The sequence below is a fragment of the Rickettsia endosymbiont of Proechinophthirus fluctus genome, assembly GCF_001602635.1.
Classification (GTDB): Bacteria; Pseudomonadota; Alphaproteobacteria; order Rickettsiales; family Rickettsiaceae; genus Rickettsia; species Rickettsia rickettsii.
This window is the reverse complement of sequence record NZ_LECS01000004.1, coordinates 395,502-417,723: the sequence shown is the minus strand read 5'-3', so window position 1 is coordinate 417,723 and position 22,222 is coordinate 395,502. Positions and strand designations below refer to the sequence as shown.

Below are 22,222 nucleotides of genomic sequence, written 5' to 3'. Positions count from 1 at the left end.
GTGAAATTGATCCACGCAACAATGCCTACTCACAATGACGTATCTCCAAAAGTTTTTTAGCTTCATCATCTGCAATTAAAGCTTCAACAAACTCATCTAATTGTCCGTTTTTAACTACTTCGTCTATCTTATAAAGTGTTAAGTGTATTCTATGGTCGGATACTCTTCCCTGTGGGAAATTATAAGTACGTATCCGCTCCGAACGATCTCCCGAACCTACCTGCCCTCTTCTGCTATCGGCTCTTTCTTGTTCCTTTTTACGTCGTTCTTCTTCATAAATTCTAGCACGTAGAATTTTTAATGCCTTTGCTTTATTTTTATGCTGTGACTTCTCATCTTGCAAGGCTACGGTAATACCAGTAGGGATATGAGTTATACGTACGGCAGAATCGGTAGTATTAACGTGCTGTCCACCAGCTCCTGAAGCTCTATAAGTATCGATTCTTAAGTCTTTATCTTCAATTTTAATATCAACCTCTGCAGCCTCAGGAAGTACTGCAACCGTTGCTGCCGAAGTATGAATACGTCCTTGTGATTCCGTTTCCGGTACTCTCTGTACTCTATGAACGCCCGACTCAAATTTGAGCTTAGAAAATACATCTTTGCCTTTTATTGACGCCGATGCTTCTTTATAACCGCCTATTCCCGTATCGGAAATTGCTAATATCTCAAAACGCCATCCTTTTAACTCAGCATATCTTTGATACATATTAAAAAGTACGGCAGCAAAAAGTGCCGCTTCTTCTCCGCCGCTTCCTGCTCTAACTTCAATAATAGCACTTTTACTATCCGCATCATCTTTTGGTAATAAAGCAATTTTTACGGCTCTTTCAAGTTTTGGTAACGAATTTTCAAGAGTGTATATTTCGTCTTCAATCATTTCTAAAGTGGCATTATCAAGTCCCACTTCTAGCTTCAAATTATTTGCTTCTTCAAGCTCAGATTTAGCCTTATTATATTCTTTAATTTTTGCTACAACATCTTCAAGTTCTGCATATTCTTTAGATGCCTTAACAAACTCGTCTCCCATAATGCCGGAAGATAGTTTGTTGCCTAAATTTTCGTATTTGTCTAAAATTTTTGCTAAATTATCTGAAAAACGCATGTTATTTTATTGTGATTTGTTTATGGGTGAGATTTCAACGTTATTGCAAGAAGCAACTGAAAGTTGTGACGAAGCAATCTCAGGATATTTGACGAGATTGTCACGCAGCCTATGGCTGCTCGTAATGACGACTTATATCAACATCAAAACGGGACTCTCTATAAACTTTTTAAATGCTGTCAAGAACTCAGCACCGACTGCTCCGTCTACTACTCGGTGATCGGCAGAAAGAGTTACGTCCATAATTGTGGCTATAGTTATTTGATCATTCTTGACTATAGCACGTTTTGCAATAGCTCCGACACCCATTATACAACTTTGCGGTGGGTTAATTATAGCATTGAAATTCTTAATACCGTACATACCGAGGTTAGAAATGGTAAATCCTCCACCTTGAAATTCTTCAGGGGTTAATTTATTATCTTTTGCTTTCTTTATTAATGCTTTCATTTCACGAGATAGTTCTAGAATATTTTTTTGATTGGCATTTTTAACTATCGGTGTAACAAGCCCGTTCTCAATCGCTACCGCTACTGAAATATCGATATTATTGTAATATCTAATTGCATCTTCTCCCCAGCTAGCATTGGCATTTGGCACTTCTTGTAAAGCTTTGGCTACTGCTAAAATAATAAAATCATTAACCGATATCCTTGTTGATTTATCTTCAGAAAAAGATTTATTAATGTCTTCTCTTATATCTAACAATTGATCGACATTACATTCTATAGATAAATAAAAATGTGGAACTGTTTGTTTAGATTCAAGCAGACGCTTTGCTATAATCTTGTGGATATTATTATTTGGTACTAAACGATATTCTTCAGGATTTCTGATAACTATTTTATTATGAGCAGTGCTAGGAGTATATGATAAGATATCTTGTTTGACTATTCTACCGTGCGGACCGCTACCTTTCACGCTCTCAAATCTAATATTTCTCATTTTTGCAAGTCTTTTTGCAAGCGGTGAGGCGAATATTTTACTAGCATCATGTTTTATAACTGTTACCTGTTCTTCTACATTAGTTATATTCTCGTGGGGTTTCGGAAGATTAGCATCTGTTTTCGGTGACGGTGATACACTATTATTTTTTGCAATAAACGCATCAATGTCTGTTTTTTCTTCTCCCTCTTCACTTAACACGGCAATTAAAGAGTTAACAGGTACATTTTGACTATTTTGTGGGATAACTATTTTGGCAAGTATACCTTCGTCTACTGCTTCTACTTCCATCGTTGCTTTATCTGTTTCAATTTCAGCAATTACTTCTCCAGGATTAACTTTGTCCCCTTCTTTTTTTAACCACCTAGCTAGATTTCCTTCCGTCATAGTTGGAGATAAAGCAGGCATTAAAATTTTAATCGGCATAACTTATTTAGATTTGACTTTTTATTGTTGTTATTACACGTCATTGCGAGGAGAGGCCAAGCCTCGACGCGGCAACCTCATGAAACAGTAAAATTCCTGAGATTGCCACACTCTCTATGTTCACGCGCAATGACGATTTGAGTAGCTATTGCACCTTAATATCAGGGCTAACGATCATTATCATCTGTTTACCTTCCATTTTAGCATGCTGATCGATTTTAACGAGTCCTTCGAGCCCTACTTCTATACGTTTAAATAGTTCTTGACCGACCTCTTTATGAAGAATCTCTCGTCCCTTAAACCATAAAGAAATTTTTACTTTATCTCCGTCTTTTAAAAATTCTTTTATTTTTCTTAACTTAGTTTCAAAATCACCTATACTAATATTAGGTTTAAATTTCATTTCTTTAAGTACGATGATTTTTTGTTTTTTGCGTGCTTCATGTAAACGTTTTTTGCTTTCGTACTTAAACTTACCAAAATCTAGAATTTTACAGACAGGTGGTACAGCATTCGGTGATATCTCGACTAAGTCAAGACCGGCTCTTTCCGCCATATCTAATGCTTCTCTAATATTTACGACGCCGTGCATTTCGCCGTTTTCGCCTACTAAACGCACTTCTCTAGCTCTGATTTCTCTATTAGCCTTAGGAAAATTATTTTTAGAAATAAAATGTCTCCGTATTATGTTTATAAATAAATATATATTGCATTTAACTTATTTTATTTAAAATTACAAGTAAATAAAATATTTTATCTTTAATTTTATTTAGAAAGTTTTAAAAAAAATTGAAACTATAAGGCAAATTCCAAATATTAATAAACAGATTCGTGTTAATTTAGCGACTCTTGCCTGTATTTTCAAGTTTTTTAGGTCTATAGCATGCTTATGAGCTTGCTCTTGTTGTGCCATATGCATTAATTCCTGTAAAGTACCGGGATAAATACTCTCATACTCACTGATTAAATCAATTGGCGGTAATATATGTTCAAATTTTTTACGGTAAAAATTATTATCAGGTTCGTTTACACTAAAAGTCTTAGCATAACCTTTATTTAATCTATTATTTTTGTTAAAAAAACGTTTAGTCTCTTTCATATCCCTGTTTTATTTTTTGAAATGTATATAATATATTACTTTCAACTATTTTAAAATAATCAATTAATTGCGTTTCTTTTTTTTGCTGTTGTTTGGAGCTTTTCATATTTATTATATTCTGTAGCTCTACATATACTAGTTTTATAAAACTTTGTTTCATTGATTATACTAAATTTATAAAATCTTTTTTTGGTATTAGCGGTTCGTCCCTAAAATTTATAGCATTATTAAATTTATTGCAACAGGTTATAAAATTTTTATCACATCCGGCAGTAATTTTTACTTCCTCGGCATCTTTAACATAATCCGGTATAATATCTAATATAATCAAATCACCGAAATTGCTTAGAACTTTACTGTTAAAACGATTGTGCTGAATATAATTTGACCGCCGTTATAATAGCTGTTTTCCTCAAAAATACCTGCAATGATTATATGGTTTTGTACGGAATCGTTAAATTCTGCTTCTTTTAAATCTAAACTGGAATTCGGTACAAAAATTCTCTCTTCACTTTTTATAGCATGATCGCTATTTGTTAAGTTTAATTCCTCACCGCTAGCTCGCTTAATTTGAAAACAATAAACAAAATTCGTAAGCTTTGTAATTACCTCTTCAATCGCAATACTCATATAATCACCTCCACTAACTCTATGTTGTATAACTCTATAGAACCGTCATTACAATAAGAATATTCAAAACTATCTATACTAAATCTAACTGTTACGTCAAAAATAAAATCAGCAGTTAAAATTACATCTTGACCTAAGGGACTTGGTAAGGTCACTATACCATCGTTATAATCTACAATGCCCATAGTTCTTACATTAATGTATAGAATGACACTATTATTAATTATTAATCGGTTTAGTAAAATAACTCGTTCGTAATAATTCCTAAATCTCAAAGCAAAATTACTTCCACATCTTGCTTTAAAAAAGCTATTAAATCGCTCAAATTCCGTACTGCTTAACCTTGCATTTTTGATTAAATATTTCTGACTCGTTAATTGCGAAAGGATCTTCACTATTTTGCTGTTGACATATTTAATAGTTTTTACGTGAGTAACAATGGTTTGAGAAATTTTTCATTAATATTTACTGACAATAAGGAGGTATTTATACATTGTTTATGCTTAAGTTCTCTTCCGACTAAGACCATAATATCTCTAAATTGTGTTATATTTATATTTTGAAGTTCCTAATTAGGCATTTTTTATTACTTCGTCATATAATTCTACTAAACCTTCACATGCGTTATTATTACCCGTAAATATTGTACATTTAAAAGCTTTTTCAATTTTATAAAATCTTGTATTAATGTACGAATGTTATTAGAAGAAAGTGTTTTAAATTCGTTTAATGGCTCATATGCATTTGTTAAAAACGCTTGAGATAGATAACTTGGGTTGTTATTCTCTTGGGGCATATATTTATTACTTTGTTAAATTGGAGCTTAAGTAGAAGTTAACAGAAATTAAATCTATAATTTAAATTTAGTAATATTTTTTGCTAAAAAAAAGTTCGGCATTGGAAAAAGAGATTATTTTTTTAGACGGTAGTTGCAATATTATTCTGCCGGTATTATCGATATCTTTAAAAAGACCGGTTACTATATCATTTTGATATTTAACGCTAATATTTTCATATAACTTATAAGCATGTTCTAACCATTTTTTTCTAATAAAAGGAAAACCGTTATTATGCCAAATTTGATAATATTCTTCAAAATTTTCTATTAATATCTCAAGTAAAGCTTGCGGTTCTATAGGTGGTAGATTTTCGCTTATTAAGCTAGTAGTAGGCTGGTCGATATTATCAGGGTGATAGCTAATATTAATGCCGATACCGATAATAAGGTAATAATTATTTTCTACTTTAACAGATTCAAGAAGTATACCGGCAATTTTCCGACTGTTAATTAATACATCATTGGGCCATTTTAGTTGTATAATGTTATTTTCATTCCTTATGTCATGCCCGCTTTCGCGGGAATGACATAGAGAACTATAGGAGTGACATAAAGAGGTTATACTATCATAAACGCTAAGTGCCGTAACAAAAGATAATTGCGGCACTAATTCTAGCTCTTTATCAGGCTTTATTAGTAAACTTACATGTAAGTTACCTGACCTAGACTGCCAGTGTTTGCCGCTTCTACCATGTCCATTAGTTTGAGATTTGGCAAGTACTGCATAGTTTGAATCAACTTTAGTATTCTGAGCCATTTTCATAGCCTCAGAGTTTGTACTGTCTAGCTTGTCAAAAACAATTAGTTTAAATTTACCGATATTCATTTTTTTGATTAGCCGTCATTGCGAGGAAAGGCGAGTTTTGTTGCATGGCTTGAAAAACCCACTTGATGTCATTCCCGCTTTCGCAGGAATGACATCAAAACACCTCACTCGCCCCCTACTGACATGACTTGTAGCTACACTATATTTGCTTTGAATTTTTGGTGCTTCGCTTTTACTCTTAGTTATAAAGCTTTCTAAATCTTGTTTAGTAAATTTAAACTTAGCAATATTTTCATCAAAGGTTTTAGTTTTATCAAATCTTACATCTTTATTTTTATCTATTCCAAGTACCTCAATGAAACTATCTTTTATTTTACTTGAAGCAGCAGTATCATTTAAGGTATACAATAAAGCGTTCAATGAGTTTGTATCGGCTTTTAGTGTATTATTACGACTAGTTGCAGCAATAATTACATATTCTTTAAGCTTTTCATTTAATTCTTTTTCGTTTAATGCTCCGGTTTTACAAAATGATAATAACATCTTTGCTTTATCATCATGATTTTCAATAACTCCTTCTTGCCATTTAGAAGTATTATTTTCTTTTGACTGAATAAACATTTCTAACAATTTAGTGCCCAATATTTTATGTAGATTTTTATTATCATAAACTTCATAAACATTATAGTAGAAATTTTTGATGGTCAAATATTTTATCTGCTTCTTTGCCAAGGTCATGATTATTCAAATGTTCTCTAGTTTGACAATATCCTTTAATATGCATATAATTAGAATATTTTTGTGCATCTTTGAAATCCAAAATATCTATTCCGGTAGTATCTAAAACAGCAGTGTTTAAAGCATTTTCACGTAACTGTTTATTAGTTGCTCTTAGAGTTTCAGTATATTTAAATTTTCCTCCTATTTTTGCAAGTGTCTTAAATAATATATCAGCTAAAAACTTTACGATATTACTTGGGCTTTCAAATTTTTTTGCACTATATATAGCAATATTTGCATCAGCTTCCATACACGTACCAAAAGCCATAGCTAGAGTTCTACCTTGTTGTTTAGCTAAGGTAATCTCCTCCATATTATCAGTTATTGTTTTTGTATCAAATTCCAGTTCATTGCCTTTAAAATATTTTGTTGGTATACTATCTCTATATCTATATCTGCCGTCTATATATTTTTTACTATCAATTTCTACCGGCTTAAAAATAAGCGGTATAGAAGCAGAAGCACAGCAAGCTAAAGTAATTTCAACATTTGGCGTATCAAAGCTATGGAAAATAGTTAGTTCACTTGTCTCGTGCTGAGTTGTCATAATTACTAAATCTTTATACTGCACTGGATTGTATTTTCGCAGTAACGCTATATCCTTAAAATATATTTTACCGTCTTTTTGGTTGTATCTTTCTCTTAATTCATCAAGAGCTTTATCATCTTTAACATTTACTATATCTGATCTCTGTAAAAAATTTCCTATATTTTCTTTAATAACAAGTCCTAATAGAGCATATAAAGGTTTACCATCTTTATTTAACTGTACTATATCCACAGAAAATCCTTTTTTTCCAAGTAAAGTTTGCAGATTTGTATTTTTAGAAATTTCTTCAAATCGCTCAGGCGGGTGTCCCAAGAGCTACCACTGTGGCAGTTATAGCACCAGCGGAAGAACCTGCTACCGCCTTGACATTATCTAAAATACCAGCTTTTTTTTGCTGTCTCATAAGCTCCGGAATATATTGCTCCCTTAGCTCCTCGTCCACTAAAAGCTATAATATTCGATAGGAGCTTTCTGTGCTTGCTCTAACTCCTGCAATGTTTTTGTTTGATTGCTAGAAGATTGTAGAATTTTTTTAGGTCTTTTAACTCCTCTAATATATCAGATTACTCATTAACTACAGGAGTTTGTGACTCTTGCTTCAGATTATTAATAATAGGATGTTTTCTTACCTTTATATCAGCCATAGTTTTATTTTATTAAGTTATCTTCTACAAACTTCCAGTTGATCATATGCTTAATAAATATGTCAACATAATCAGGTCGTTTGTTACGATAATCAATATAATAAGCATGTTCCCATACATCACATGCAAGAAGCGGCTTCATACCGTGTGCTATAGGTGTACCGGCATTAGCAGTTTTTATAATTTGTAACCTGTTATCGTGATATACAAGCCATGCCCAGCCGCTACCGAATTGCCCTACTGCCTCTTGCTTAAACTGTTTGCAAAACTCTTCAAAGTTACCGAAATCTTTATTCATTTGTGCTAATATTTTACCGCTTGGCTTACCTCCACCCTGTGGCTTTATTGAATGCCAAAAAAAGGTATGATTCCATATTTGGGCTGCGTTATTAAAAATAGCTGCATTTGAGTTTTGTGATGACCATTCTATTATTTCTTCTAAATCTTTTTTTTGTAATTCTTCTTTATCTTTGAGTAAATTGTTTAGATTTTGTACATAAGTATTATGATGCTTACCATGATGATAATCAAAAGTCTCGAGAGTAAAATATGGTTTAAAACTTTCTTTCTCATAAGGTAAATCAGGTAAGATAAAAGGATATGAGGTTTGATTAGATTTGTTGCAATAGGTCATGTTATTTTCTCCTATGTTGGTTTTTATATATTTATAGCGAGAATCAATACGTCATTGCGAGGAAAAATTGAAAATTTTGACGCAGCAATCTCAGGAGCCCTACTTTATGAGATTGCCACACTCCTTGCAGTTGCTTGCAATGACGATTTAGTATCCACGCAGGCATGACATCATAGTAACTTATAAAAATNNNNAGCTAAATAAAGCGATCCGGTTATTATAATATTTGCTTTATTATCGCCGTTTATCTTCTTTATATCACTAATCGCTTCTTCGAGTGAGTTGCTTTCGCTAAAATCAATACCACTCTTTCTGCCTTCCAAATTTATTGTTTCTGCACTATAGCTTAGCGGTTCGGATAAAACTTTAACGCCGTAACCTTTAATTATCAAATCCTTAAAGTAAGAGCAAAATTCCTCAATATTCCTATTTTTAGTCATACCGAGTATTAAATATATCGATGATTTTAAATTATCACGCATCCAATTTGTCAAAACTTGAGCTCCGCTATTATTGTGAGCTACGTCTATCCAAATTTGAACATTATCACCTATTAATTTAGAATATTTTTTCGGTTCTATTTTTTCGATTCTAGCAGGCCAAATAGTATTTTGTAATCCTTTAGCAATAACCTCATTATTAATATTAAATTGTGTGTTAATAAGGCTTATTAAGGCGATAACGCTTGCAGCATTTATTAATTGATGATCACCAAGTAGCGAAGGAGTCGGAAACTCATAGGTAAAATTTCGTGATGAATAAATAAATCCGTTGTCCGTCTTTTTAATACCAAAATCATATTCATAACAGAAACTCGGTACTTCTAACTCTTCAGCCTTGGCAAATAATGTTTCATAAACTTCCAAAACTTGCATACTTATAACGCAAGGAACGCAAGACTTCATAATACCAGCTTTCTCAACTGTTATTAGGGGTAATGTATTACCCAGCATATGCATATGATCATGTGAAATAGGTGTAATTAAAGTAATTAACGGTTGTTCTACTATATTTGTTGCGTCTAACCGACCGCCTAGTCCCGTCTCTAAAATTAATATATCGGCTTTTGTTTTCTCAAATGCTAAAAACGCTGCTGCCGTAGTACCTTCAAAGAAGCTAGGTTCAATATTAAATTTTTCGCTTGCTACCCTCACCTGCTCACAAACCTGCCATAATTCATTATCCGAGATTTTCTCACCTGCTACTACGATTCGTTCATTAAATGCTAATAAATGAGGAGATGTATAGCAATGTACCTTATAACCGGCAAGCGTAAAGATGCTTTTAAGCATAGCACTACTTGAACCTTTACCGTTTGTACCTGCTATATGTATGACGGGAGGAAGCCTTAAATGAGCGTTACCTAAGGCTCTTAAAAGTCTTGCTATATTTTCAAGATCATATTTAATGTTATGTTTCCAGGTCGGCACCGGAAAATGAGGCATTAGCATTGTTATTGACTTTTTTCATGAATGATAGGGTTATACCATATTTGTTGTCAACTTAAAGATCGATGCCATTCCTGCAAAGGTGGTGTTTTTGCATGGCTCGAAACAGGGTAAAGCGAGATAAATCAAGCTTTTAGAAAGCTTAAAAGTAGCGGATTCCCGCTTGCGCGGGAATGACATCGAAACTTTAGATCAACTGTTTTTAGGCAATACTGAAGTTCATCGAGTTTTTGGTTTTACTGCATTGATAAGTCCAATTAATAATACTGATTTAATTATTCCCGGTATTATAAAAGGTAATACGCCGCCGTAAAAGGCACCGCTTGCTCCTAAAAGTGTAGAGAGCCACATCCAGCCTAAACTCATAATAATTATATTACCGATCAAACATAACGATATCTGATTTAACCATTGATTAGAAGTAAAAATTTTATCTTTTAAGCTAGCCATAACATATACGGCAATTACAAAACCTGCTAGATATCCTCCGGTAGGACCGAATAATATTCGTAAACCGCTTGAAAATTCTCCGAACACAGGGATTCCCATTGCTCCAAGAGTTATGAAAGATAATATTGTTAAAGGTGCGGTAGTCTTATTATATGTAAGTCCGATGAATATTACTGCAACGGTTTGCAATGAAATAAATATAGGCTTTATAGGTATTACTATTTGTGAACAAATAGTAAGTAATGTCACTCCTAAAACTATTTCTATTGCTTGCCTTGTGGTTAACGGTAGTGAGATTGAATTAAGTTGCATAAAATTACCGCATGATTTATTTTTAAGTAATTACACTAAATAGAATTATATAATGTCCTTGTCAATAAAAATGAAAATAAAAATTTATAATGATCTAGGAGTTTCAAAAGAAAGTATTAAGCATTGCATGCATACCTTAAGACTTTATGCTCCAAAGTATAACGTAGATTATATTACTGCACAAGAAATTATAGACGAAAAGTGGGATCAAAACACCTTATTACTTATTTTACTCGGTGGAAGAGATTTATACTATGTACAAAAATTGCAAGGCAAAGGAAATGCTAATATAAAGAATTATATTGAAAACGGTGGTAATTTTCTTGGGATATGTGCAGGCAGTTACTACAGCGGTAACTATGTAGAATTTGCTAAAGGAACAAATATAGAGGTTATAAGTAAAAGAGAATTAAAGATTTTCAATGGAACGGTTAGAGGACCATTGCTTGCTCCTTATTATTACAACTCACATAAAGGAGCAAGAGCCGCTTATCTAAAAATAAATCCAACACTTAATTTAAATATTAAGGATTGTTATGCTTTTTATAATGGCGGTGGATATTTTATTGATGCAGAAAATACCAAAGATACTGAAATAATAGCAAGTTATGAGAATTCTCAGGCTGCAATAATAAAATGTACTTACGGCGATGGGACAGCTATTTTAAGTGGAGTCCATCTTGAATATGATCCTGCACTCATAAAAAATCAATCTCTTAATAATATTCAGAAAATACTAAAAGCTCATGATACGGAAAGAATCAAATTATTAAATTATATATTGGACTTCTTCGGAAACGCGCTTATAGAGAGGAATTTGTAGGAAACACGCAGCACAACAGAACCGCAGCGTATGTAGAAGTACGTGAGAGGATGCGAGCAGTGAATTGACGCACAAATTAGCTCTAGAAGTAGAGTTTCCGAAGAAGTCTATTTAAAAATCTAAATCTGTATAATAGTTTGGAGGGGTAAAGCCAGGGATTCTATCTTGTAGTAATAACCTAAAAGCCGGTCTTGATTTAATTAGTGAATACCAATGTTTGATAAGCGTCCATTTATCCCAATAAATCTCACCGAAATAATCGAGTACCGATAAGTGACAACTTGCGGCAATATCAGCAATAGTTAGTGAATCCGATACAAGATAGCTTCTTTTTTCTAGTAAAGAAGTTATATATTCTAAGTGATAATTTAAATTATTTTTTGCAACACGTAAAAACTCGGTTCGTGGGCTGCTCATTTTAGCAATTGATCTTATAACTTTTTCATCGATAATAATCTTAGTAACTTCACGATAAAATTTATCGTTAAACCAAAAGAATAATCGTCTAATTTCGCAACAAATATCAATATCTTCATCTAAAAAATTAAAATTCGGATATTTGCTATTAAGATATTCAACAAAAGGATAAATACCTACCACAAATAAGCCGTATGATTCTGCTAAAATAGGTACAGTTCCGGCAGGATTTATTTTTAAGAAATCTTTATTGAATTGCCAATAATCTTCTTTAATCGTAGTAAATTCTATATCTAATGCTTTTAAGAAGACACGGGCTTGTCTTGAAAGAGGACAAATAGGATTATGATATAACTTTTTCATTAAATTGTGTTACAGTCCTAGTCATCCCGCGACTTGATCGCAGGATCTATCAATATTTGTTAAGCTATTTTCTAAGCTCCCGCGATCAAGTCGTGGGATGACAATAAGGTCTATAAGCCGGATTCTGTATGAATATCAATTCATTGCAGTTATTTATCTAGGATAAACGTTACCGTTTACCTCAAGCGATCTACCCGCATTACAAGCCGGCTAGAGATAACCCGGGAACTTAATAAGTGTTCTGTAACGCCTATTTGATCTTGCTCTTGGTGGGGTTTACCATGCGTAATTTGTTACCAACTTACCGGTACGCTCTTACCGTACCTTTTCACCCTTACCAAAAATACTCGATCAACTGCAAAAATTGGCTGCATCATTGCACAAGTACTACGGTACTCACGTATTAAGTATACGCTCCGTTCCTCGTCTTGTGAACTCCTAGCTCTTTTTGAAGTTGATTTTCGTATTCATACTTGGCGGTGTATTTTCTGTGGTACTGTCCCTAAAGTAATAATACTCTGCCGGAGGTTAACCGGCACCATACCTCTATAGAGTCCGGACTTTCCTCGTGATCTATAGCTTTGCTATATTATCACGCAACTGCACGACCATTTAGAATTATGGTCAATTTTCTTAAATTAGTCAATAATATTTAGCATAAGTTCAATTAACTTATTAGGTTCTGTGAAGGTTTCTAATTGATTTGCTATTTTGAGATATTTTTTAGCGAAAATTAATAAGATTTTTTTTGAAAATGTGACTTTTGTACACAGAATATAATTAAATTAACAAGTATAATAACAAATTTAAAATTTCAACTATTTTATTAAAGATATTCTTAATTTAACGTTGCTACTATTTTTTTCATACTGTATAAATATGTATTTAATGCTCCTAAACACATAAATTGTTAGCAAATTTTGATATATGATATGAAAAAATTAATTTATTATTTTGGCAGTAATGGTAGTGATGGAAACGCTAGAATGAAAAATATACTTGGTAACAAAGGTGCTGGTCTTGCCGAAATGTCCAACCTAAAACTACCTATTCCTGATGGTTTTACAATAACTACAGAGCTATGTAATTATTTTTATACCCACAATAATAACTTTCCTAAAAACTTTCAAAGCGACTTAAAAAAAGCTATCACTGAACTTGAAATAATTACCGGTAAAATTTTCGGCAGTACACGCAATCCTTTATTGTTATCGGTGCGTTCGGGCTCTACGGTTTCAATGCCTGGAATGATGGATACTATCCTTAATCTTGGAATGAATAACGAAGTGTGTAATGCTCTTGCGGATTCCTGCGGTGATAAACGATTTGCTCTTGATAGTTACAAAAGATTTTTAGAAATGTACGGTTCAACGGTATTATCTATACCTAGTGATCTATTTGAACAAATTTACGAAAAGCACAAGATGCAAGCCGATATTCATAAAGATAGCGATATTACCGTAGAATTATTAGAAAAAATTATTGATGATTTCAAAAGGTTGCATATTAAGTATACTAAGCAACTAATTAATGATCCTTATGAACAGTTAGAATCGGCAATTAAAGCGGTGCTACATTCTTGGATGAGTAATAGAGCGGTTATATATAGAAAAATCAATAATATTTCGGAGGATTTTGGTACGGCTATTAATATCCAAGCAATGGTTTTCGGTAATTTAGGTAAAACTTCAGCTACGGGAGTTGCTTTTACTAGATCACCTTCTACAGGAGAAAAAAAGCTCTTTGGAGAGTTTTTAATAAATGCTCAAGGTGAAGACATAGTATCGGGAACTAGAACACCTATGCCTATTATTGCAAATGATTCAAATTCTATGCAAGCAATGATGCCGGAAGTGTTTAAGGAGTTATCACAAATTGCACAAAAGCTTGAAGAACATTACTTAGATATGCAGGATATAGAATTCACTATAGAAAATAATAAGCTATATATTTTGCAAACACGTACTGCAAAAAGAACAGCCATCGCTGCTATTAATATTGCCGTACAAATGGTAGAAGAAAAGCTTATTTCTAAAGAACAAGCCTTAATGCGAATCGATCCGGAATCATTAAATCAATTATTACATACAAGAATTGATTACAGTAAGGGGCTTACTTCTATTGCTGAGGGGCTACCTGCTTCTCCTGGGGCTGCAACAGGTATTGCAGTATTCTCACCTTATGATGCCGAAAAATTATCTCATCATCATAAAGTAATTTTAGTACGCCATGATACTAGTCCTGAGGATATTAACGGAATGCATGTTTCTTCAGGTATTGTAACTATTAGAGGGGGAATGACTTCACATGCTGCAGTTGTGGCAAGAGGTATGGGGAAGCCTTGTGTTTGCGGTACAAGTAATTTATCTATAGATGAGAAAAAACAAATATTAACAGCAGGCGATATAGTTATTAAACAAGGTGATATTATAACGATTGACGGAGGTAGCGGTAAAATCTTCTTAGGTGAAATGCCATTAATTCAACCTACTTTCAGTGAGGAATCAAAATTAATTTTAGATTGGGCAGACGAGATTAGTAGCTTAAAAGTTCGTGCAAATGCTGAAACAGTTAACGATGCTTTAGTATCTGTAAAGTTTGGAGCTCAAGGTATAGGTTTATGTCGTAGCGAACATATGTTTTTTGATAAAAATAAAATTCCTTTAGTAAGAGATATGATTATTGCTCCTGATATAGAACGGAGAAAGCTTGCCGTGCAGAAATTATTACCTCTGCAAACTGAGGATTTTAAAGCTTTATTCAGAGTAATGAAAGATAAACCGGTAAATATTAGATTACTTGATCCGCCGTTACATGAGTTTTTACCTACCACCGAAGAAGATAAAAAGAATTTAGCCAATAGCTTAAATCTACCTTTATCCATGATTAATCAACGTCTTCATGCCATGCATGAAGTAAATCCTATGCTCGGTCACCGTGGATGTAGACTTGGTATATGTTCGCCAGAAATTTACCAAATGCAAATTGAAGCAATTTTTACAGCTATTTTTGAGCTACATAAAAAAGAACATATAGAATGCAACTTAGAATTAATGATTCCTTTAATTAGCAATGTAGGTGAAATAAAAAAGCTTAAAATGGATATTTATGCGGTAATAGAGGAATTAGAGCAACGTTATAGCTATAAGTTTTCCTTTACGCTCGGTACTATGATAGAACTACCCAGGGCAGCACTCGGCAGTAAGAAAATAGCTAAGGAAGTTGACTATTTTAGTTTTGGTACTAATGATTTAACTCAGACTACATATGGAATTTCTAGAGATGATATTGCCTCTTTTCTTCCATATTATTTAGAAGAAAAGATTTTTGAATCCGATCCATTTACTACTCTCGATGAAGCAGGAGTAGGAGAATTAATTGAAATTGCTATAAAACGCGGAAAAAGCAGTAATGCTAATTTGAAACTCGGAGCTTGCGGAGAACATGCAGGGAACCCTGCCTCTATAGAATTTTTTCATAGAATGAATTTAAACTATGTTTCTTGTTCTCCATACCGTATCCCTATAGCAAGAATCGCCGCAGCACAAGCTAAAATTAAACACGGGTGATAAAGGTGTTGTTGCGAGCGGGTATTGGATACCTATAGTACCGGACATTTTCGTTCTATATCATTTCCGCGTGGCCTTGTTGCGTGAATCAATTTCACCTCTGTCACCCCGTGGCTTGACCACGGGATCCAGTGAAAAATACTAACATTATTAGTATTGTTTATTGTTTTTTGGACCCCGTGGTTAAGCCACGGGGTGACACAGTGGGTTTTACCGGTTCACGCAATGACCAAAAAATTATTTACAATATTTACAAATTAATATGATCATAATACCAATATTAAGCATTTTTGGGTTTTCATCTTTTTTTGCCAAATATTTCAAAACAAAATTGACTTTCGCTATTCCCATAACAATCAGCATATTAGTACCGATTTTATATTGTTTTGCTATGTTAAAGCTATTACTGGCTACAACATATATATATTATTTCATCGGTATATTTTTAGCTTTCATGTCATTCCTGCATTTTATAGGCGTTGTTGTAGGGGGTGGCTCCGCTCCTGTCATCCCGCGACTTGATCGCAGGATCCAGTTAAAAATGTTTAGTATTTTTAAGTTATATTTTTGGATACCGTGGTCAAGCCACGGTATGACACCGCACGCATTTCTTGATCTACGCAATAATACCTCCTTCATGTCATTTCTGTGGAAGCAGGAATCTAGAAAAAATATAATTGAAATCATTGTATTTACTTTATTGATTCTTTTGTTTTTTCTTTATACCAGAGATGCATCGCTGCATTCTTATGATGATTTCTCACATTGGGGAATATTTACTAAAGAATTATTATATTTCGGTGTTTTTGAAAATCAGTCTTCGTTAACTTCCATTATTACTACTCATGCCCATTATCCAAGAGGAGCTGCCGTTTATCATTATTTTATGCTGCTACTTTCAGGTTATTCGGACGGTAACGTATTATTTGCTCATTTCTTATTACATTTAGCATTTCTAGCTCCTTTAGCCGCAAATAAGAAATTGTGGCAAACCGGAATGTTGTTTTCACTGTTACTTTGCAGCGTAGTATTATATACGACCGGAATTCGTTCAATATATAACGATAGTACTATTGGCTTAATGTTCGGAGCTATTTTTGCAATTTATATCCTTGCGGAAGACAAGAAAAAAGCATTATTGCTTATTTTACCTATTACGATATTACTTGCCTCTTTCCGAGAAATTGGAACATGGCTTGCTAGTTTTGCTTCGATAATTCTTATAGCTCATTATACAATTTTTTATAAACAGCCTAAAAAATCAAGTGATTATATTACGTATCTGATTTTACTTACTTTACCTATTTTGTGTAATTTTATTTGGATGAGTTATTTTAAAAACACCCATGATTTTTTTGACAGATGCGAACATAGTTTTAGCAATTTAGTATATATTGCTGAAAATTTTAATGAACAGCATAGATCATTATTACTAAATTACGGTAAATTTCTCTTGTTATTCTTATTAAAAGAAGGAAGTTTAGTTGTATATACTATTTGTATAGCTGCATGGTACGGAATTCGTAAATATAAACCGGATTTGCTGAAAGAATATAAATTTTTCCTGATAAATACGTTTGCGTGTTTTATAATTTTTGCTTTGTGGCGGTTATATTTATATTTCTTTAACTTTAGTTATGAAGAGGCAATTAGAGGGGCATCGTTACTTAGATATCTTGGATGTTATGTTATAGCTATCGGAATGATTGCAGCTTCGTATGTTAAAAATAGTATTTTCTTACACATGCAAAGTAATAAAGAGTTATTTATATTCCTTCTGCTTCTTGCTGTTTCTACGTTTTCTGTAGTAAAAAATATACTAAGAATCAAACGCTTAAACTTAGAACAAAAGAATTTTATCCAGCAAACAACAGAAGTGAAAAAGCTATTGGAGCAAGGCAATAAAATTGAATTTAACTTTAGCGGTAAGAAAGATAATTTACAATGTTATATATTAAATTATAATCTAGTACCGTATTTAGGTAAGAAATCCTTACAAGAATGCATAAAAGCTCCTAAAGAAGCGATTATAGAAACAAAGGAAGAAGCGGTATACGCTCCTTTTAAATAGCGTTGAGGATTTGTTGCACAGCTCCTATGTCATTCCTGTGTGGCCTTGTTGTGTAGATATTATCCCATCATTGCCAGCAGTTGTAGTACTTGCGTGGCAATCTCATAAAATAATAACAGACTTCTGAGATTGCTTCATCAATTGCTATGCAATTCCCGTAGCTCAGATGGGAAAGCTGATTCACGCAATAACATCACGCGAGAATAACATAAAACCAATATAGATTTTAACAATTATGGATATAAAATATAATTTAGCTGCCGCTTACCGAATAATGGCGTATTTATCGCTGGATGATCATACTTATACGCATCTATCCGCAAGACCTAAAAATGCCGTTTTTTACTATATTTATCCTTTTGGACTAAGATTTGAAGAAGTAACTACAGAGAATCTTTTAAAAGTTAATTTAGACGGACAAATTTTAGAAGGAGAAGAATATCAATATAATAAAACCGGTTACTTTATTCATGGTAGTATTTATAAAACACGCCCTGATATTTCTGCTATTTTTCATTATCATACTCCTGCAGCTATTGCCGTTTCTGCTTTAAAATGCGGGCTTTTACCGATCAGTCAATGGGCATTACATTTTTACGACAGAATATCATATCATAATTATAATTCTCTAGTACTAGATGCCGACACACAGAGTAGTAGACTTGTTACTGACCTTAAACAGAATTATGTGATGTTACTTCGTAATCACGGTGCTATTACCTGCGGAAAAACTATTCATGAAGCTATGTTTTATACTTACCATTTAGAACAAGCTTGTAAAACGCAATGCCTACTAAATTCTACAAAAGAACAAGAGCTTATAATACCTTCCGTAGAAATATGTAAGCAGACGGTAAAAGACTTATTATCGTTTGAAGAAGATTTAGGCAAACGTGACTGGGCAGCTTGGCTACGACTTGTGAAGATGTGATCACAATACTACGACCCCAGCGGCTTTACTTGCTTGTTTTAAGGATTTATCCAGTGTTGCTATTGGTAACCCACAGCGTAATACTAGTTCTAAATAGCTAGCATCATAAAGTGTTAATCCATATTGTACGGCTAAATCCATTGTCTCAAACCATATATGTTCCAATGTTATTTGATCAATTTTGATGTAAAGATCCTTTAAAGTATAAATTGCTTGGTGACGTTGATTTGCAGTAAGACGTTTTGCACGCTCTGCACATAATAATACATTTCCAATCTCAAGCCCCCAAATAGCAGGGACAATTGCTCCTTCTGTTATGGTTTTATCTAGTATATCCAAGCTTGCTACTCCATCAGGCATAAGCCATGATAAAGCAATTGAAGAATCTAAAACAAACGAGACCATTTTTTACTTCTTACCCTCATTTTTGTAATTTAGCCATACTTCTAAATCCGATGGTTGTAAATTAATTTCTTTTGCAAGTTTTCGAAGTCTAAGAGCTGCAATCTTTGCTATTTCAATATTATTATGAGAATCAATAGGAACAATTTTTGCAGCAGCTGTTCCTCTTTTAGTAATTAAAATTTCTTCACCTTTACTAACTCGGTCTAATAATTTAGAAAAATGGGTTTTAGCATCAAAGGCTGTAATTGTGTTTTTCATATAATCAACTAGTTAATGAACTAGTCAATTATAACATATTTTAAATTTAAATGTCAAAAACTTTAATAGATATCTTTCCAAACACTTATAGAGAGGAACGTAAAGGAGACACGAAAGCACTTGTCACCGCAGCGTACAAATTAAGTACGTGAGGATACGAGTCTAGGCTTGATGTATAAAAATTACTTCTAGAAGCACAGTTTGAGACAATGTCTAATGCCTACAACCGTTACCGTGAATATGTGGAGGATAGAGTTTTATATGCTTTAGCATCTTTTTAAGTAGTGTATCACGCTTAAGTTTTGATAAATAATCTAAGAAAGTTTTGCCGTTTAAATAATCTATTTCATGCTGAATTACAGTTGCTAAAAAGCCTTCTGCTGCTAGTTCTTGCTTATTACCGTTATAATCAAGATATTTTACCTTGATTGCTTTTGATCGTGTAATAGATGCTTCAATGCCTGGAAACGATAAAGAACCCTCAATAAAAGTTTGTTTTTCTTCTGAAAAATATGTTATGTCCGGATTAATAAAAACTATAGGCGATGATTTATTATTTTCATGTAGGTCAACTACCGCTATACGCTTTAATATTCCTACCATATTAGCACCCAAGCCCACTGCCCTTTCTATATGTAAATTCTGAAGCATTTTATCGACAATAGTACGAATATTATCATCAACAATGTCTATATATTCTGCTTGTTTTTTAAAAATATCGTTTGGTGCATAAACTATTTGATAGTAAGGTTTATCTTGATTCATTAATATACTCCGATAAATGCAGAGTGATTTTTGCATTGCTAAATAAAGATAGATATCGTTATTGCGAGCGAGCATTGTTGCATAGACCGGTTTTCCCGTCATTACAAGGAAATTACAAAATAATTGACGAAGCAATCCAGTAAAAAATTCTAATTTACAGAATTTTTTAATTATTTTCTAGATTGCCACGCAGCCTACGGCTGCTCACAATGATGACTCAGTGTCCATGCAACAACGCCTCCTTGCAATGGTGTAGCTTTTTCAAACCATCAATATTTATTTAGCAATGCCATTATTTCATTACGATAGCTGATAATATATTCTGATTATAAGGTTCTTGCAAATGATATGAGCGTCTTTTACTTGGATATTTTAACGGATGTGTGTAAGTATCTTCAGCAATATTTTTTATATCTTTGACGCCTGCTTCTTTAAGTTTTAACTCTACAAAAGCCGGTAAATCAAACATATAATGATTTTCTTTTATAGAGTTTATAAAAAACTGTTTATTGTTAATATCCTTACTTAAGAAAGCTTTATAATATTCATCATCAACTTCATATGAACTTTGAGCTATAGCAGGACCTATCACTGCTATTAAATTCTTTGCTCCTTTTTCTGTTATTTTAGTAACTATATTACTAATAATGTTATTTATACTTCCTTTCCAACCTGCATGTGCCGCTCCGATTATTTTACCGTCGCTGCTTGCAAGTAATACCGGTACACAATCTGCTGATTGTACCGCTAATACTAAATTTTTCTTAGTTGTAATGCTGCCATCTGCTTCAGGTACGGCAATTATGGACTCGTCAGCATTAACAATTTGATTGCCATGTACTTGGTTTAAAATTAAAATATCTTGTGCTTTAAAATAAGTAGTAATAGATTTTTTGTTTTCAACTATTTCTGTTTCATTTATAGAGTTATTTTTTTTTATATATCTATGACTAGAATTATTGAATGTTTTATCAAAAATTTTATAATAAACTGATCCGTTTATTAATCCTTCCATGAAAATATCCCATATTAATTATAATAGTTTTATTAATACTTTATCCGGTCGTTTACAAAAAAATAAACAGCTAGAAAAAATAATAGCACAATTTCATCAAGACTATAACCTAATCCCTATTATTGGCGTAGAAATAGAGTTTTATTTAAGTCACAATATTGATATAGCTAAATTTGAAATACTTTCAAGAAAATACTTAGCTAGATTTAAAATTGCTAAAATAAAAAAAGAAAAAGGCAATAACCAATTTGAAATAGAGCTCCCTCCTTCTGTAAACTTAATACAATATATAAAAAATATATTAGAGGTTAAAACTATTTTAAAAAAAATGGCACAGCGGTTAAACGGTTATATAGATTTTTCGCCTAAGCCGTTTTTGGATGATTATGGTAATAGTATGCATTTTCATATTAATTTTCATTCCGAGTTCAATGATTATTATATAATTTTAGCAGCACAAGGGCTATGTCACTATATGTTAGACACCCTACTCGCTTTTATGCCTACTACTCTAGATTATTCACGGATAAATAAAAAATTTATGGCTCCTACGCATATATCGTACGGTGGAAATAATAGAAGCGTAGCCGTACGAACTCCAAATGCTTTTCCCAAACGTTTAGAACATCGCTTATCTTCCCCCGAAACCGATCCATATATAGCAATTTTTACTATTTTAAAGTCAATATTGTTGGCTTTGCAATCTCCAAGTTCGCTCCAAACAATAGAAAAAATTTACGGGAATGCTTTCGATCCACAATATAATTTAACTCCATTACCGACATCATCTCAGGCGAGCTTTATGTTATTTAAACCGGATTTTTTTAAATAATTTGTATTTTGTTCACAAAACCTAAAAACTAAACAATAATTGTTTTTTACAACTAAAATAAAGATTGATATAAAATATTAAATATAAAACTGCCGAAATTGTTTCAATTAAGTATTTTATTTTTCTGATGAAGTGCTTTAAGCTGC

Annotated in this window: 23 protein-coding genes, 1 other RNA gene and 2 pseudogenes; 6 read left to right on the top strand and 20 right to left on the bottom strand. The window is 32.9% G+C overall.

Features of this window, described 5'->3' with window-relative positions; all coding sequences use genetic code 11:
• Window positions 1–25: 25 nt before the first annotated feature.
• From prfA to BG75_RS03970, 13 genes and pseudogenes are all read right to left on the bottom strand, one after another.
• Window positions 26–1,105 carry a peptide chain release factor 1 gene (gene prfA / locus BG75_RS04030; RefSeq protein ID WP_062811532.1) on the bottom strand — a complete coding sequence of 360 codons (1,080 nt, stop codon included), beginning with the start codon at window positions 1,103–1,105 and terminating at the stop codon, window positions 26–28.
• A gap of 132 nt (window positions 1,106–1,237) precedes the next feature.
• Window positions 1,238–2,476, bottom strand: coding sequence for a pyruvate dehydrogenase complex dihydrolipoamide acetyltransferase (locus BG75_RS04025; RefSeq protein ID WP_062811531.1), 1,239 nt, complete (start codon window positions 2,474–2,476; stop codon window positions 1,238–1,240).
• Between the two features lie 145 nt (window positions 2,477–2,621).
• A complete protein-coding gene (gene infC / locus BG75_RS04020) occupies window positions 2,622–3,182 on the bottom strand; it encodes a translation initiation factor IF-3 (RefSeq protein WP_080508225.1) in 561 nt (186 codons plus the stop codon).
• Window positions 3,183–3,245: 63 nt separating this feature from the next.
• Window positions 3,246–3,575, bottom strand: coding sequence for a DUF2335 domain-containing protein (locus BG75_RS04015; protein WP_062811530.1), 330 nt, complete (start codon window positions 3,573–3,575; stop codon window positions 3,246–3,248).
• Window positions 3,562–3,735 (bottom strand): hypothetical protein, encoded by a 174-nt coding sequence (locus BG75_RS09000; RefSeq protein WP_217284881.1) that lies wholly within the window; start codon window positions 3,733–3,735, stop codon window positions 3,562–3,564. Before BG75_RS09000 ends, BG75_RS04015 begins: the two co-directional genes overlap by 14 nt.
• 3 nt (window positions 3,736–3,738) lie before the next feature.
• The gene (locus BG75_RS07430) at window positions 3,739–3,906 is read right to left on the bottom strand and encodes a phage BR0599 family protein (RefSeq protein WP_084777217.1); all 168 of its coding nucleotides are present in this window, start codon (window positions 3,904–3,906) and stop codon (window positions 3,739–3,741) included.
• 14 nt (window positions 3,907–3,920) lie between these two features.
• A complete protein-coding gene (locus BG75_RS04010; protein WP_062811529.1) occupies window positions 3,921–4,205 on the bottom strand; it encodes a DUF2163 domain-containing protein in 285 nt (94 codons plus the stop codon).
• Entirely contained in the window at window positions 4,202–4,600 is a 399-nt protein-coding gene (locus BG75_RS04005; protein ID WP_062811528.1) for a DUF2460 domain-containing protein, read from the bottom strand. Before BG75_RS04005 ends, BG75_RS04010 begins: the two co-directional genes overlap by 4 nt.
• Window positions 4,601–5,068: 468 nt before the next feature.
• A complete protein-coding gene (locus tag BG75_RS04000) occupies window positions 5,069–5,869 on the bottom strand; it encodes a biotin--[acetyl-CoA-carboxylase] ligase (protein WP_062811527.1) in 801 nt (266 codons plus the stop codon).
• 111 nt (window positions 5,870–5,980) lie between these two features.
• Window positions 5,981–7,696, bottom strand: a pseudogene (locus BG75_RS10620) (patatin-like phospholipase family protein); the annotation flags it as partial.
• Between the two features lie 91 nt (window positions 7,697–7,787).
• Window positions 7,788–8,417, bottom strand: a complete 630-nt coding sequence (locus tag BG75_RS03985; protein WP_062811526.1) for a superoxide dismutase — start codon at window positions 8,415–8,417, stop codon at window positions 7,788–7,790.
• Window positions 8,418–8,611: 194 nt separating this feature from the next.
• Window positions 8,612–9,868: folylpolyglutamate synthase/dihydrofolate synthase family protein (locus BG75_RS03975; RefSeq protein ID WP_252903643.1), on the bottom strand; the 1,257-nt coding region annotated here is incomplete at its 3' end.
• A 216-nt stretch (window positions 9,869–10,084) separates the two neighbouring features.
• Entirely contained in the window at window positions 10,085–10,627 is a 543-nt protein-coding gene (locus tag BG75_RS03970) for a biotin transporter BioY (RefSeq protein WP_014364744.1), read from the bottom strand.
• A 70-nt stretch (window positions 10,628–10,697) separates the two neighbouring features.
• Here BG75_RS03970 and BG75_RS03965 point away from each other — a divergent pair, with 70 nt between their 5' ends.
• Complete coding sequence (locus tag BG75_RS03965; RefSeq protein WP_062811523.1) at window positions 10,698–11,450, top strand: BPL-N domain-containing protein; 753 nt, start codon at window positions 10,698–10,700, stop codon at window positions 11,448–11,450.
• Window positions 11,393–11,559 (top strand): annotated as a pseudogene (locus BG75_RS07410) (palindromic element RPE1 domain-containing protein); the annotation flags it as partial. The gene BG75_RS03965 and the pseudogene BG75_RS07410, both read left to right, overlap by 58 nt.
• Before the next feature lie 2 nt (window positions 11,560–11,561).
• On the opposite strand, the gene BG75_RS03960 reads toward BG75_RS07410, so the two are convergent.
• Both BG75_RS03960 and rnpB read right to left on the bottom strand, forming a co-directional pair.
• Window positions 11,562–12,230, bottom strand: coding sequence for a glutathione S-transferase family protein (locus BG75_RS03960; RefSeq protein WP_062811522.1), 669 nt, complete (start codon window positions 12,228–12,230; stop codon window positions 11,562–11,564).
• Window positions 12,231–12,327: 97 nt separating this feature from the next.
• Window positions 12,328–12,846: RNase P RNA component class A (rnpB, locus tag BG75_RS03955), an RNA gene on the bottom strand.
• A 316-nt stretch (window positions 12,847–13,162) separates the two neighbouring features.
• On the opposite strand from rnpB, the gene ppdK reads away from it, so the two are divergent.
• Window positions 13,163–15,799, top strand: coding sequence for a pyruvate, phosphate dikinase (ppdK, locus tag BG75_RS03950; protein WP_062811521.1), 2,637 nt, complete (start codon window positions 13,163–13,165; stop codon window positions 15,797–15,799).
• Between the two features lie 237 nt (window positions 15,800–16,036).
• On the opposite strand, the gene BG75_RS10610 is transcribed toward ppdK, so the two are convergent.
• On the bottom strand, window positions 16,037–16,162 hold the full coding sequence (locus tag BG75_RS10610; RefSeq protein ID WP_012150863.1) for a hypothetical protein: 126 nt from the start codon (window positions 16,160–16,162) through the stop codon (window positions 16,037–16,039).
• A 28-nt stretch (window positions 16,163–16,190) separates the two neighbouring features.
• On the opposite strand from BG75_RS10610, the gene BG75_RS10810 reads away from it, so the two are divergent.
• Both BG75_RS10810 and BG75_RS03940 read left to right on the top strand, forming a co-directional pair.
• Window positions 16,191–17,870, top strand: a complete 1,680-nt coding sequence (locus BG75_RS10810) for a hypothetical protein (RefSeq protein WP_410525719.1) — start codon at window positions 16,191–16,193, stop codon at window positions 17,868–17,870.
• Window positions 17,871–18,105: 235 nt separating this feature from the next.
• Window positions 18,106–18,801 carry a class II aldolase/adducin family protein gene (locus BG75_RS03940; protein WP_062811519.1) on the top strand — a complete coding sequence of 232 codons (696 nt, stop codon included), beginning with the start codon at window positions 18,106–18,108 and terminating at the stop codon, window positions 18,799–18,801.
• Here BG75_RS03940 and BG75_RS03935 read toward each other — a convergent pair whose 3' ends face one another.
• From BG75_RS03935 to pgeF, 4 genes are all read right to left on the bottom strand, one after another.
• Window positions 18,802–19,206 carry a type II toxin-antitoxin system VapC family toxin gene (locus BG75_RS03935; RefSeq protein ID WP_062811518.1) on the bottom strand — a complete coding sequence of 135 codons (405 nt, stop codon included), beginning with the start codon at window positions 19,204–19,206 and terminating at the stop codon, window positions 18,802–18,804.
• Between the two features lie 3 nt (window positions 19,207–19,209).
• On the bottom strand, window positions 19,210–19,464 hold the full coding sequence (locus BG75_RS03930) for a type II toxin-antitoxin system Phd/YefM family antitoxin (protein WP_062811517.1): 255 nt from the start codon (window positions 19,462–19,464) through the stop codon (window positions 19,210–19,212).
• Between the two features lie 213 nt (window positions 19,465–19,677).
• Window positions 19,678–20,229: a peptide deformylase gene (def, locus tag BG75_RS03925; RefSeq protein WP_062811516.1), complete on the bottom strand. Its 552-nt coding sequence runs from the start codon at window positions 20,227–20,229 to the stop codon at window positions 19,678–19,680.
• Window positions 20,230–20,521: 292 nt separating this feature from the next.
• Window positions 20,522–21,244, bottom strand: a complete 723-nt coding sequence (pgeF, locus tag BG75_RS03920) for a peptidoglycan editing factor PgeF (RefSeq protein WP_062811515.1) — start codon at window positions 21,242–21,244, stop codon at window positions 20,522–20,524.
• Here pgeF and BG75_RS03915 point away from each other — a divergent pair.
• Complete coding sequence (locus BG75_RS03915; RefSeq protein WP_062811514.1) at window positions 21,243–22,076, top strand: glutamine synthetase family protein; 834 nt, start codon at window positions 21,243–21,245, stop codon at window positions 22,074–22,076. The two genes, pgeF and BG75_RS03915, sit on opposite strands and share 2 nt — an antisense overlap.
• Window positions 22,077–22,222 lie beyond the last annotated feature (146 nt).

Coding starts and splice junctions, on each gene's coding strand:
- prfA (WP_062811532.1), bottom strand. CDS start 1,105: ATGCGTTTTTCAGATAATTTAGCAAAAATTTTAGACAAATACGAAAAT.
- BG75_RS04025 (WP_062811531.1), bottom strand. CDS start 2,476: ATGCCGATTAAAATTTTAATGCCTGCTTTATCTCCAACTATGACGGAA.
- BG75_RS04015 (WP_062811530.1), bottom strand. CDS start 3,575: ATGAAAGAGACTAAACGTTTTTTTAACAAAAATAATAGATTAAATAAA.
- BG75_RS09000 (WP_217284881.1), bottom strand. CDS start 3,735: ATGAAACAAAGTTTTATAAAACTAGTATATGTAGAGCTACAGAATATA.
- BG75_RS04010 (WP_062811529.1), bottom strand. CDS start 4,205: ATGAGTATTGCGATTGAAGAGGTAATTACAAAGCTTACGAATTTTGTT.
- BG75_RS04000 (WP_062811527.1), bottom strand. CDS start 5,869: ATGAATATCGGTAAATTTAAACTAATTGTTTTTGACAAGCTAGACAGT.
- BG75_RS03985 (WP_062811526.1), bottom strand. CDS start 8,417: ATGACCTATTGCAACAAATCTAATCAAACCTCATATCCTTTTATCTTA.
- BG75_RS03970 (WP_014364744.1), bottom strand. CDS start 10,627: ATGCAACTTAATTCAATCTCACTACCGTTAACCACAAGGCAAGCAATA.
- BG75_RS03965 (WP_062811523.1), top strand. CDS start 10,698: ATGAAAATAAAAATTTATAATGATCTAGGAGTTTCAAAAGAAAGTATT.
- BG75_RS03960 (WP_062811522.1), bottom strand. CDS start 12,230: ATGAAAAAGTTATATCATAATCCTATTTGTCCTCTTTCAAGACAAGCC.
- ppdK (WP_062811521.1), top strand. CDS start 13,163: ATGAAAAAATTAATTTATTATTTTGGCAGTAATGGTAGTGATGGAAAC.
- BG75_RS10610 (WP_012150863.1), bottom strand. CDS start 16,162: ATGCTGATTGTTATGGGAATAGCGAAAGTCAATTTTGTTTTGAAATAT.
- BG75_RS10810 (WP_410525719.1), top strand. CDS start 16,191: ATGTTAAAGCTATTACTGGCTACAACATATATATATTATTTCATCGGT.
- BG75_RS03940 (WP_062811519.1), top strand. CDS start 18,106: ATGGATATAAAATATAATTTAGCTGCCGCTTACCGAATAATGGCGTAT.
- BG75_RS03935 (WP_062811518.1), bottom strand. CDS start 19,206: ATGGTCTCGTTTGTTTTAGATTCTTCAATTGCTTTATCATGGCTTATG.
- BG75_RS03930 (WP_062811517.1), bottom strand. CDS start 19,464: ATGAAAAACACAATTACAGCCTTTGATGCTAAAACCCATTTTTCTAAA.
- def (WP_062811516.1), bottom strand. CDS start 20,229: ATGAATCAAGATAAACCTTACTATCAAATAGTTTATGCACCAAACGAT.
- BG75_RS03915 (WP_062811514.1), top strand. CDS start 21,243: ATGAAAATATCCCATATTAATTATAATAGTTTTATTAATACTTTATCC.
- pgeF (WP_062811515.1), bottom strand. CDS start 21,244: ATGGAAGGATTAATAAACGGATCAGTTTATTATAAAATTTTTGATAAA.